A 13,851-nucleotide genomic window follows, 5' to 3' on the forward strand; every position below is an offset into this window, starting at 1 on the left:
CTGAATCTATTATGGGCTTTATTAAGGCATATCCCATCAATTGTTAACAATGTTATGGATCGTATATATATAGATTTTTCTGTGATAAATGGTACATGATTATTTTTTTTCGTATGGTATTTTTAACCTGCTTCCCTAGAATATGCTTCATATTTACCATGCTTTCTGTTCTCACAAACCTATTTCAGGAGCTGTAATATGTCATATTTTGGAATAACTCTATATCCTCGTTCTATCCTATCATTCTACCCTTTTATCTGTTCCAAGGTGAAACAGCCTCCAAATTCCAGTAAGGAACTCACTTATTTCAGCTATGCAGTCAACGCATGTATCATAATTTGTCTTTTTGTGCGTAAAGAATTTCCATTCACATCTCTTAGTTGAATATTTAATGCGTAATTTACACAATCAGGAATTACAGTGGGAAATATATTGTTAAGATTCAACTAACTTCATATAACAATCATAATAGTTCACAAGGGAGAGGTATGGGCTATGGTTAACAGTTCAGACAAGCTTGTAGCGATTGTAGGGATGGGGTGCAGGTTCCCGGGAAGCGCAAATAATGCAGACCAGTTCTGGGAGCTGCTGAAAGCGGGCAAGGATGCGATTACCGAAGTTCCGGCAGACCGGTGGAGCCTGGAGGAATTTTATCATCCGAATAAGCAGGTCAAGGGAAAAAGCCATTCCAAATCCGGAGGGTTTATCGATCATTTTGATAAATTCGATGCCAAATTCTTCGGTATCAATGCCCGGGAGGCGGACCAGATCGACCCGCAGCAGCGGCAGATGCTGGAGATTGTGTGGGAAGCGCTGGAGGATGCAGGGATCAGGCCTGCCAGCCTGAGCGGCTCGAAGACGGGAGTATTTATCGGCGGGTTTACGCTGGATTACAAGATTTTGCAGTTTGCAGACAGCTCCCAGATCGGAACCCATGCGGCCGTGGGCAGTATGATGACGATGCTGTCGAACAGAATTTCGTACATATACAATTTCACCGGCCCGTCCTTGTCGATAGATACAGCCTGCTCGTCCTCACTGGTGTCTGTTCATGAGGCCTGCCGTAGTCTGCAGAGCGGTGAATGTGAAATGGCGCTGGCGGGCGGGATCGAGCTTATTTATGCACCGGAGTATTATGTGGCGGAATCCAAAGGAGGATTCTTGTCGGAAGACGGGAAATGCAAAACCTTCGATGCTGAGGCCAACGGCTACGTGCGCGGTGAGGGCGGGGGGATTCTCGTCCTGAAGAATCTGGAGCAGGCACTTAAGGATGGGGACTATATCTATGCTGTAATCCGGGACAGCCTAGTCAACCAGGACGGCAAAACAAATGGAATTACAGTGCCAAACGGCGATTCGCAGCGTCAGCTGCTGGAAGAGGTATATGCAAGGGCGGGAATCGCAGCGGAGGATGTGCAGTATGTCGAGCTGCACGGAACAGGAACGGCACTCGGTGATCCGATAGAGGTAGACGCTGTAGGCGGATTCTTCGGTGAGAACCGCAGTGAGGAGAACCGCTGTGTCATCGCTTCGGTGAAGCCGAACATCGGACATTTGGAAGCTGCCTCCGGCGTAGCATCCATGATTAAGGCAGTCCGCACGCTGGACCGCAGGGAAATTGTGCCGCATATCGGAATGAAAGAGCTGAATCCGGCGATTGATTTGCAGAAGATGAAGCTGAGAATTCCACTTCAGAACGAAGACTGGCCGAATGACCATAAACCGGCGTTAATCGGCGTCAATTCCTTTGGCTTCGGGGGAACGAATGCGCATGTTATTCTGCAGGGTGTCACGAACCAAATGGTGTACAGCGGCAAGGTGAATGAGGAGCTGCCGCAGGTGCTGACTCTGTCAGCCAAGTCGGAAGAATCCCTCATGGGACTGGCCCGGCGATATGAGGATTTCCTGGGTACGACAGAGGAACATCTCTCCGACATCTGTCATTCGGCATTGTTCAGACGCGACAAGTTCGCGAGATCGCTCGCAGTATACGGGCATAGTGTCGAGGAACTGCGGCAGAGTCTGGCCGATTTCAATCAAAGTAAGCCAGTGGTCAATGTGGTGCTCGGCCATGAAGGAAAGGACAAGCGTCTGGCATTCATATTCACCGGAATGGGTCCGCAGTGGTATGCGATGGGCCGTGAGCTGTACCATAACAACCGTGTGTTCCGCGGTGTGGTAGAGCGCTGCCACGCTGAATTCTCCAAATACCTGGATTGGTCGCTGCTTGATGAGTTTCTGACTGATGAAGACAAGTCGCGGATGCAATTTACCGAGGTAGCCCAGCCGATGAACTTTGCGGTTCAGGTGGCATTGTACGAGATGTGGCAGAGCATGGGAATTACTCCGGACCTGATTATCGGGCACAGTGTCGGCGAAGTGGCAGGCCTGTACGCGGCAGGTGTCTACAGCTTCGAAGATGCAGTGAGAATCTCCTACTACCGCAGCATGCTGCAGCAGAGACTGACCGGCAAAGGCGGAATGCTGGCCGTCGGACTGACCCAGCGGCAGGCGGAAGAACTCATTGCCGGAGACGAGGACCGGGTATCGATTGCTGCAATCAACAGTAATACAAGTGTGACGTTATCGGGTGACATGACTTGTCTGACCGCCATTCATGAGCAGCTTGACAACGATGGCGTATTCAACAAGTTCCTGCGTGTGACGGTACCTTATCACAGCGTATTTATGAACGAAATCAAGGACGATCTGCTGGAGGCGCTGGCTGATATTCAGCCCAAGGCCAGTGATATCACGCTGTATACCACGGCGAACGGACAGCTCGCGGAAGGCCCGGAACTGAACAATGAATATTGGTGGCAGAATGTGTCCGGCTCCGTGTACTTTGCTAAGGCCATGGAGCAAATTCTGGAAGCGGGAATTGTCAACTTTGTCGAAGTCGGGCCGCATCCCGTACTGGCGAATTCCGTTAAAGAGCTGGCCTTTGAGCTGGACAAGGAGGTTCTGATCTCACCATCGCTGCGCCGGAGTGAGCCTGAAGTGTCCACATTGTACAGAACGTACGCTGAATTGCTCTGTGCCGGGGTGGAAACCGACTGGTCCCGGGTCTATCAGGGAAGCTTCAAGTATGTTAAGCTGCCTCACTACTACTGGGAGCATGAACGCTTCTGGAAGGAATCGGCTGAGTATCAGAAAAGACGGCTCGGACAGAAGGAGCACCGCTTCCTTGGATACCGTAAGAACAGCTTCGTACCGCTGTGGGAGGCAGAAATCAATGACTATGTGCTTCCATTCGTTAAGGATCATTGCGTAAATGGCAAGGCATTGCTGGCAGGAGCGCACTATATCGAGGCTTCTTTCCAAATGATACGCCATTTTTCAAAATTAGCGCTTGACGATATTTACGCAGTACAGCATATCCGCTTCAAAAAGGCCCTGTTCCTGGACGAGAATCACGTGGCACGGATAAATATCAGCTACGATCCGGAGCATGGCACCGTCCGAATCGGCAATGCGGCTGAGGGAAGCGAGACAGCCGCCGCAGCCGATAATTTCCACGCCGAGTTCGTCCGCGGACAGAGCGGCAGGACCCGCAAGCTGGGCGATATCGGAGCCTTCAAGGCTGCAGCCCGGGAGCATCTGCCGAAGGAGGAGTGCTATCAACTACTTGAGCGGATGAATTTCAACTACGGGCCGATGTTCCAGGGCCTGAAGGAAGTGTGGATCAAGGACGGGGAAGTGCTGGCCGAGCTGTGTCTCCCGGAAGAGCTGGGAGTGCAGGATGAGGACTGCATCCTGCATCCGGTGCTGCTCGATGCAGCCTTCCAGTCGTTCCTCGCCAACCAGTTCGACGAGCTGAGGCAGTATGGAAGGGCAGATATCAAGCTGCCCGATACCATCGATGCGGTCCGGGTATTCGGCAGACCCGAAGGCAGGCTGTATGTGCACTCGTCGATTAAGGAGTCCAGTGCAGAACTGATCGCCGGGGATATCCTCATTCTCGATGCCTCGGGGAACACGGTAGCCGAAGTGGATAACTTCGTAGCGAGGGCAATGGAGCGGGGTGAAGAGCAGGCGGTACTCGGCGAGAAGGCCCTGAATGAATGGTTCTACGGAATCGGCTGGAAGGCGCAGGAGCAGCCGGACGACGAGCCGCTGCTTGCGGCCCGGACCGACTACCGGAACTGGATTATCCTGTGCGATGCTTCCGGCACCGGTAACGAGGTTGCCGCCAGACTGACAGCTGCGGGACATGAATGTACGCTGTTCTACCGCGATGATCAAGCTGTGGAGGCAAGGGATGCAGGCAGTATCATTCACGGCAGCGACCCGGAGGATTACCTGAAGATCATCGGACAGATGGATAAAGACACCGAATACGGCGTGCTTCATCTGTGGAGCCTGGATCTCCGCAGCAGGGACGATATGGATGCAGACGATATTGAAGCAGCCAAGCCCAAGGCGCTGCACAGTATCCGCTACCTGCTTAATACGCTGAATGAGCATGGCCGGAAGTACCGGGCCTGGATGGTCACCCGCGGGGCGGTCAGCGTCCTGCCGGATGAACCGGCGGATGTGCTGCAGGGTGCGGCAATCGGAATGTGCAGAGTCATCAGCCACAGCGAATGTGCAGGGAGCTGGGGGGCAAGCATTGACATCGACGGCGGCCGGGAGGCATTGGAACTGCTGGTGCAGGACCTGGCCAATTACAGCCGGGAAGATCAGCTTGCCTACCGGAACGGTATCCGGTATGTTGCACGGCTGGAGCATATTTACGGCCTGGATGGTAATGTTCCGGTCCAGCTGCACGGCAACAAAATCTATCTCGTGACCGGAGCCATGGGATCGCTGGGGCAGATTACGGTCAGATGGATGGCGGAGAAGGGCGCACGGCATTTCGTGCTGATCGGCCGCACGCCATATCCGGATAAGGCCGGCAGAGGGCGGATTGAGCCGGGGCACAGCCTGTATGAAGGTGTGCAATTTATCCGCGAGTTGGAGCGGGGCGGATGCACGGTGCGGATGGCCGCGCTCGATATTGCCGATGAGGCGGCTGTACGGAAGCTGGCTGCAGATCTGCAGGCGGAAGAAGCAATGCCGGTCGGAGGGATTGTCCATATTGCCGGTGTTGTTAAAGACCGGCTGATGATGCAGATGCAAGAGCATGAGTTTAACGAAGTGTTCGATACAAAGGCCAAAGGCGCCTGGACGCTCAGCAAAGTGTTCGAGGATGCCGATCTCGATTTCTTCCTGATGTATTCTTCTACCGGCTCGGTAGTTACTGCGGTCGGTCAGGTGAATTATGCGGCGGGCAACTCGTTCCTGGATACACTCGCTTACTACCGCCGCAGCAAGGGATTGCCAGCGCTGAGCCTCGGCTGGGGACCATGGGGCGTGGGCATGGTGAAGGAGCATAATCTGATCGACCATTACAAGTACCAACGGGGGATGAATCCGATCTATGCGATCAGCGGCATGCAGGCGCTGGAACGGGTATTCGGGCAGAAGCCGTGCCATATCGTAATCGGCGAGGCGGACTGGCCGCTGGCGCTGCAGAATTATCCGGGCAAGCCGGCGCTGTACAACCATTTGGCACTGGAGAGCAAGGATACGGTCAGCGATGCCGCAGACGTTGATTTGTTCGCCATGCTGGCCGGGGCCGCCGGTGAGGAGGAGCAACTGGGCATGGTCGAGGATTTCTTCGCCGGCATTATTGCTGATACAGTACATGCGCAGAAGGAGAGTCTGGACCTGGACGAGCCGGTCAGCGCTGTGGGCGTCGATTCGATCATTGCGACGGAAATCCGCAATCAGATCAGCAAGAAGGCCGGAATCAACATTTCCATTGTCGATATATTGGGCGGTACCAGCATTTCCGGGCTGGCCCGGAAGTACTGGGGTGATATCTCAGCTCTGGTGGTTCCGGAATCTGCCGAGGAGCTGGAAGATCTGCTGCAGCGGCTGGAGAACATGACCGAGGAAGAGGCAGCCCTGCTGCTCGCCGAATAAGAGGGGAAGGATCAGAGAAAATGAGAATTTCAGAAGGTAGTGAGCTGCGGGATCTGGACATCGCCATCATCGGCATGGATTGCCGGGTTCCCGGTGCAGACAATGTGGCACAGTTCTGGAACAACCTGTGCGGCGGGGTAGAGGCGCTGACCTATTACACGGACGAGGAGCTGCTGGCGGCCGGTGTGCCTGAATCCTTGATCCATCATCCCGATTATGTGAAGCAGGGCTTCGCCATTAAGGGGATTGAGCAGTTCGATGCCGGCTTCTTCGGGTTCACGCCGCGCGAAGCGGCGCTGATGGACCCGCAGCAGCGGCTGCTGCTGGAGAGCGCCTGGCGGCTCCTGGAAAGCGCAGGCTATAACCCCGAGACCTTCGGCGGCAGCATCGGCGCTTACGTTGGCTCGGGCACCAGCAAGTATCTGCTCAAGAATATTATGTCTGCCATGGATTTGGACGCTACGCCGGAGATCAGACAGATCTGGCTGGGTAACGACGTCAATTTCGCTTCAACGATGATCTCCTACAAATTGAATCTGAAGGGCCCGAGCCTGAATGTGCAGACAGCCTGCTCGACTTCACTGACGGCGGTAACCCTGGCCTGCCAGTCGCTGCTCAATTATCAGTGCGATATGGCTATTGCCGGGGGCTGCACGCTGGAAGTCCCGCAGGAGACCGGATACTTATATTTGCAGGGTGAGGTCTTGGCGCAGGACGGGCACTGCCGCCCGTTCGACAAGAACGGCACAGGCACTCTGGCAGGCAGCGGGGTGGGAATGGTCCTGCTGAAAAGACTGGAGGACGCGGTGGCCGACAGAGACCACATTGTCGCTGTTATCAAAGGGGCGGCCTTCAACAACGACGGGGCCGATAAGGTCGGCTATTCCGCCCCGAGCGTCAAGGGGGAACGCAATGCGATCAAGAGCGCGCAGGTGCTCAGCGAGGTCGAGGAGGAGACGATCACCTATATCGAGGCTCATGGAACGGCAACGCCGATGGGCGACCCGATTGAGGTGCAGGCGCTGACCGAAGCGTTCCGCAAGGCGACCGACAAGACCGGCTTTTGCGCGCTGGGTGCGGTGAAAGCCAACATCGGACATCTTGATGCCGCGGCCGGTGCGGCCGGCCTGATCAAGACGGCTCTGATGCTCCAGCACAAGCAGCTGGTGCCTTCCATCAATTTCAGCGAGCTTAATCCCAATATTGAGCTGAAAGATTCGCCGTTCTATGTGAACACGGCATTGACCGGCTGGGAGCCGGAATGCGGGGTAAGACGGGCGGGTGTCAGCTCGTTCGGCATCGGAGGCACCAATGTGCATGTCGTGCTGGAGGAAGCTGTCGAAACCCGGGAAACCCGGAGTAATGAGGATGCCCATCTGCTGCTGCTGTCGGCCCGGAGCCAGGCCGCTTATGAGCAAAAGGCAGCAGATTTGCTGCAGCATCTGCGGACCCACGAAGATGAAGACTTCCGCAATGTGCTGTACACCCTGAATATCGGCCGCAAGCGGTTTGCTTACCGCGGGGGGCTGGTCTGTACCAGCAGAGAAGAGCTGATGGCGAAGCTGGAGAAGGGTCTGCCCGGCACCAGAAACGCGAAGGAGCATGTCAAGGAGACGGTCTTCCTGTTCCCGGGCCAAGGGGCGCAATATCCCGGTATGGCCAAGGAGCTCTACCGGACGAAATCCGTATTCCGCCGGGAAATGGATAAGTGCTTGTCCATTCTCAAGCAGCAGTATGACTATGAGTTGCGCGATATTCTGTTTGCAGATCCGGAGCTTGCCGGGAGCGGTGAGCGCCTGGCGGAGACGCAGCATACCCAAATCGCTGTCTTTGCGGTGGAATATTGCCTGGCGAAGCAGCTGCTGCACTGGGGGATATTCCCCAAAGCCATGCTGGGCCACAGCATCGGAGAGTACACGGCCGCTTGTCTGGCCGGGGTGTTCTCCCTGGAGGATGCGCTGAAGGTTGTGCTGCTGCGCGGCAGAATCATTCAGTCTATGCCCAGAGGCGATATGCTCTATGTAAATATGACAGAGCAAGAGGCGATGGCCTACGTCGGCGACAAAGTCTCGCTTGCACTCGTCAATGCGGAGCGGCGGATCGTGCTGGCCGGAGAACGCGAAGCCCTGCAGAAAGTGATGGAGCAGGTGCAGGACCAGGCGGATTGCCGGATTCTGCACACCTCGCACGCATTTCATTCCTATATGATGCGCGATGCCGTGGAAGCGATGACTGCCGTGCTGAAGACGGTCCGGCTGAACCCGCCCTCTCTGCCGATGATGTCTAATGTGACCGGGGAATGGCTGAAGCCGGAGGAAGCCACCGATGTGAATTACTGGGTCCGGCATATGACCGGCACCGTCCGGTTCAAGGATGCCGCCATCCAGCTTGCCCGCCTGGACTACAAGCATTATATCGAGGTGGGTCCGGGCAAGACCCTGTCGGTATTCATGCAGGATAACCTGCAGGGCTACGGGGACTGTCAGCTGTACCAGGTGCTGCGCGACGTTAACCATACGGGAGACGATAACAGGTTCATGCTGGATTTTGTGCGCAAAATCTGGGTGAACGGCCTGGAGCTGAACTGGTCCAATTATTACGCGGAAGAGGTATTGTTCAGAGTGCCGCTTCCCGCGTACCCCTTCGAGAAGAAACGCCACTGGATTATGCCGGGCAGCAAACGGACGGTGGAGGAACGGATCGAGGAGACTTCCAGCTTCATAGCGGAAGCCGGGGCCGCCCAGGAGACGAACTACAACCGCCCGGACCTGTCCGTCGATTACGCTGCGCCGACCGATGCCATTGAAGAGAGTATTGCGGAGCTGCTGCAGGAGATTATGGGAATTACGCCGATCGGCATTCACGACAATTTCTTCGAGCTCGGAGGCCACTCGCTGATGATTACACAGGTCATTCTCCGAATCAAGGAGCTGTACGGAACGGAGCTGCAGCTGCAGCAGTTTATGGAGGCGCCGACGGTGAAGGATGTGTCCGAGCTTGTGCTCGAAGCGCTGTCGGCCAGTCTGGATTTAAGCATGATCGCGGACTGAAGCCGAAGCTTATAATCATGAAAAAATGTTCTGATACCGAGGTGTGCTGCCATGCGTGACCATGAGAAGGAGGACCTGACGACCCGGGTCCAGGCGTTGTCGGAATCCAAAAGGCTGCTGCTGGACAATCTGCTGAAGGCACAGCAGGAGCAGAAAAGAAAGGCCCTTTTGCAGGAACGGGAATTGGCCAAGCCCCGGAAAAGAGCCGCCGGGATGACTTCGTTACCCTGCACGTTTATGCAGAAAAAGTTCTGGTACGTAGAGCAGCTCTACGACCAGTCCACTGCTTATAATCTGTCCGGGTATGTGCATTTTCAGGGAAAACTGCAGCCGGAGCTGCTGAAGGCCGCCTTTCAGCAGCTGATTACCCGCCATGAGGCGCTGCGCTCCAGATTTACGGAGGTGCAGGGAGCGCTTCAGGCGGAATTGACCGATGACTCCGGCGAAGAGAGCTATTCGTTCTACGATTGCGAAGCTACCGGGCTATCCATAGCCTCCGGAGAATTCCGGGCGATGATGATTGAAGAAGGGCTCCGGCCGTTCGTTCTGTCCGCCGGACGGCTGATCCGGCTGATTGTATACAAGTTTGGACCCGGCGAGTGGATCGGACAAATTGTCTGGCATCATATGGTATCCGACGGATACTCCAGCGGTATTCTGATCAAAGAAATGCTGGAATCCTATGAACGTCTGGCCTCGGGGCGCAGCAGTGTACCGCCAGGTGACGCGGACCTTCAATATTACGATTATGCGGTGCATATGAATCAGCGGATCACGGGCGGCGATTTCGATCAGGAGCTGCGGTTCTGGCAGGAGCATCTGGCCGGCAGCAATATGACCTGTGCCATTCCGGCGGATTATCCTGCGGGAACAGGGCTGGAGTACCGTGGTGACCGCGTAGAATTCGCTGTCGGCCGGGGACTCAAGCAGCGGCTGGAGGCCGCCGCGAAACGGCAGGGCGTGACGCCGTTTGTGCTGTACCTGAGTGCGCTCAAGATTATGCTGCACAAGGTTGTACGCCAGGATGATGTCATTGTCGGAGTGCCTGTGGCCGGGAGAAATGAAGCGGAATGGCAGGGCATCGTGGGCTGCTTCCTGAACATGCTGCCGGTACGCAGCAAGCTTGGTGAGGAGCAGACACTGTTTCAGTACATTCAAGCAGAGCAGGCCCATGTGCTGGCGGCGCTGGCGCATCAGAATATTCCGTTCGACCGCATTGTCGAGGAGCTGCAGGTAGAACGGGACCTGTACTCGACACCGGTCTATCAGGTCGTATTCAGCTATGAGAGCGACGCGCTGAAGGATATTGCGCTGCCTCATTTCGGCATTGATTTTGCCGAGCTGGATCTGAAGACCGCCAAGGTGGATCTGGCGCTGGAGATCAACGATACGGCGGAGGGGCTAAGTGCCTGGATAGAATACAAGTCAGGCAAGTTCTCGCGCCACCGCATGGAGAGTCTTAGAGACTATTATCTGCAGATTCTTGAAGTCATTGCCAAGGATGCCGATCTGCCGGTACGGGCGGTAGAGATGATTACGTCTGCAGAGAAGGAGCAGATCCTGCACCGGTTCAACTCTCCGGTAAGCGGCTACCGGCCGGAGACCCTGAAGAGCCTGTTCGAAGCGCAGGCTGCCCGCCGAAGCGAAGAGCCGGCTGCCGTCTGCGGGGAAGAGAGCATCACTTACGGAGAACTCAACCGCCGAAGCAACCGGCTGGCCCATTATTTAAGGAAAAGCGGCATTGGTCCCGAATCTATTGTCGGCATCCTGCTGGACAAGTCCATTGCCGCGCTCATTGCCGTGCTTGGCGTGACCAAGGCAGGCGGCGCGTTTATGGCGCTGGACCGGAGTTATCCGCCGGAGCGCATCAAGTATATGCTGGCCGACAGCGGAGCCGCACTGATTATTACAGCGGCGGCGGGGAGCAGCCCGGTGGGGACCGCGGCTCAAGCCGTAGAGACCGGCGATCCGGCGGTTCCGGATGAAATTGCGGCCAGTGCCAGGGCGGGAGCCGGCAATGATCCGGCGGTTCCGGAAGGGATAGAGATTCCAGCCGTAGCCATCGATGATCCGGTGATTCTGGCGGAGTCTGCCGAGAATCCGGAGGAACACAGCACGCCGGACAATCTTGCCTATCTTATTTACACCTCAGGGACGACCGGGCAGCCGAAGGGTGTGATGGTGGAGCATACTGGCATCGCGAACTTGCGGGATTATTTTGCCGAAGAGTACGGAATTACCGGGGACGATGTTGTGCTGCAGTTCGCCAATCTGGTGTTCGATGCTTCGGTATGGGAGCTGGTGATGGGGCTGCTGACGGGAGCGCAGCTCTGCATTATAACCAAGGAAACGGCGCTCGATCCAGACCGGTTCGAGCAGGAGGTGCGGAGACATGGGGTCACTGTTGCTACGCTGCCGCCGCCGTTCTGGAATGAAGTCGCGGGCCGGAAGCTGGGGTTCAGGCTGCTGATTACAGCCGGCTCGGAAGCAAGCGCCGCTATGGTGGAGCGATTGGGTGAAGGGCTCAGCTACTACAATGCCTATGGCCCGTCGGAGACGACGGTCTGCGCCTCAGACTGGTTCTATGACCGGACCTCCGCCGTCCCGGATAAGATTCCGATCGGCAGACCGATCCGCAATACACAAATCTATATTATGGACGGCGAAACCTTGTGCGGCACCGGAATGGTCGGCGAGCTGTGCGTAGCAGGCGTAGGTCTGGCCCGGGGCTATATGAACCGTCCGGAGCTGACGGCGGAGAGATTTACCGGCAACCCGTTTGGACCGGGGAGGCTGTACCGCACCGGTGACTATGCCAGCTGGCTGGAGGACGGGAATATTGCTTTTACCGGCCGTATGGACGGGCAGGTCAAGATCCGGGGACACCGGATTGAGCTGGGTGAAATTGAAAGTAAGCTGATTTCATATAACAAGGTTAATGACTCTGTTGTTCTGGCGCAGAGTGATGCCAATGGCAATGCAACGCTTGCAGCTTATCTGGTGACAGACAGCGCAGTGACGATTCAGGAGCTCAAGGCGCACCTGGCCGAGACGCTGCCGGCCTACATGATTCCGGCCAGCTACTATATAGTCGATTCCATTCCGCTGAATCTGAGCGGCAAGACCGACACCGCCAGGCTGGCGGCAGGCGCCCGGAAGCTGGAGCCGGGCAGCGGGTATGCGGAGCCGACGACCGAGAACGAACGCAAGCTGGCCCGCATATGGAGCGAACTGCTTGGCCTGGAGAAGGTAAGCGTGAAGGACCCCTTCTTTGAAATCGGCGGAGACTCCATCATCAGCATGCAGGTCATTGCCAGAGCCGCCGGAGAGGGCCTGAAGATCGAGCTTAAGTCTTTCTACGAGGACAAGTGTATCGAGCGGATGGCGCTGCATGCCGGGAAGACCGGGACGCAGGATTCCGAGCAGGGCGAGATTGCGGGCGTCTATCCATTGACGCCGATTCAGCGCTGGTTCTTCGGCAATAGCTTTGCGGAGTACAACCACTGGAACCAGTCCGTCTGCCTTGAGCTTGAGGAGCCTTGTAATCCGGATATACTCGATGCCGCCCTAAATGAAGTGTGCCGTCAGCATGACGTGCTGCGGACCCGGATGCGGGCCGGAGAGGACGGCAAGGAAGGCAAGGATGGCAAGGATGGCAAGCCCTACGCCGAAATTCTGCCGATGGCTGTCATGCGGCGGCTGGAGGCAGTGGAACTTCCGGAAGGTGTTGAAGGCCTGAATAATAAGCTGTTCCCGCAGGCGGTCATAGATCTGCAGAAGTCGCTGAGCCTTGAAGCAGGCATTGTGTTCAAGGGGCTGCTGGTACAGAGCCCCGGTGCGCGGGAGAGGCTGGTACTGACCGCACATCACCTCGTCTGCGATGCGGTATCGCTGCGGATCATCATTGAAGACCTGTTCGTCTTCTACCGGACGCTGCTGGCGGGAGATGAAGTGATGCCGCGCCGCAAAACGGCGTCCTTCCCCGCCTGGAGCACCGCAGCCGCAGCCTACGCCGGAAGCTTTGAAGCTGCAGTGAAGACGAACGAATGGAAACGGGAGTATCCGGCAGTGGCCCGCGCCATCCTGGAATGCCCGAAGCAGCCTAACTGCGAAGAGCAGGCTGCTTCCGCGGTATTCACTTTATCCTGCGAGGACACCTCCAGGCTGCTTCAGGAGGTGCCGAAGCATTTCAGCATCAAGCCCGACGAGCTGATGATGGCCGCTTTGGCCGTGCATCTGCGCAAGCGGGGCGGTGGGCAGGTTATTTTTACGGAGAGCCATGGCCGGGATCTGCTGATTGATGAGGTAGATCTGTCGCGGACGGCAGGCTGGTTCACCGAGTGGTATCCGTTAATTGTGCCGGAGGGTCCGCCGGGGGATCTGGGCGTTGCGCTCAAAAGAGTCAAGGACGCTTTGGCCGATGCCCGAAAACGCAAGTTCGAGTATTTGCTCGGCGATTACCCTCCGGGAACGGTCCCGGTGATCTTCAACTATATGGGCGTTCTTGACAATGAGCGGCTGAAGGGTGCCGGCTTCCGGGTATTGGGCGGCGAGACGCTGCATACCCGCGGAGCAGGCAACGGGCGAGTCAGTCTGCTGGAAGTCAACGCGTATGTACTGGAGAGCAAGCTGACCTTCGAGTGGGTATACAACCGCATTTTGCACTCGGCAGAGCAGACTGCCCGGGAGACCGGTGATTTCATGCGGATTCTGCTTGAAGCTGTAGACTACTGCCTGAATTCCGGGGACGACGGCCTTTCCGCCGCTGATTTCTTGGGTGTGGATATGGAAGATCTGGATATGATTTTGGCGAAGTTCAACTGAAGGCCGG

3 protein-coding genes are annotated in these 13,851 nt (G+C 56.3%); all 3 read left to right on the forward strand.

The annotated features are described in order from the left end of the window. Positions 1-495: 495 nt before the first annotated feature. From F1379_RS19990 to F1379_RS20000, 3 genes are read left to right on the forward strand one after another with little or no spacing between them, the layout of a single operon-like run. Entirely contained in the window at positions 496-5,970 is a 5,475-nt protein-coding gene (locus F1379_RS19990; RefSeq protein ID WP_150273101.1) for a type I polyketide synthase, read from the forward strand. Positions 5,971-5,990: 20 nt separating this feature from the next. Beyond that, on the forward strand, positions 5,991-9,020 hold the full coding sequence (locus F1379_RS19995; protein ID WP_150273103.1) for a type I polyketide synthase: 3,030 nt from the start codon (positions 5,991-5,993) through the stop codon (positions 9,018-9,020). A gap of 51 nt (positions 9,021-9,071) precedes the next feature. Then, entirely contained in the window at positions 9,072-13,844 is a 4,773-nt protein-coding gene (locus F1379_RS20000; RefSeq protein ID WP_150273105.1) for a non-ribosomal peptide synthetase, read from the forward strand. Positions 13,845-13,851 lie beyond the last annotated feature (7 nt).

The sequence above is a fragment of the Paenibacillus tepidiphilus genome, from assembly GCF_008635795.1.
Taxonomy (GTDB): Bacteria; Bacillota; Bacilli; order Paenibacillales; family Paenibacillaceae; genus Paenibacillus_AQ; species Paenibacillus_AQ tepidiphilus.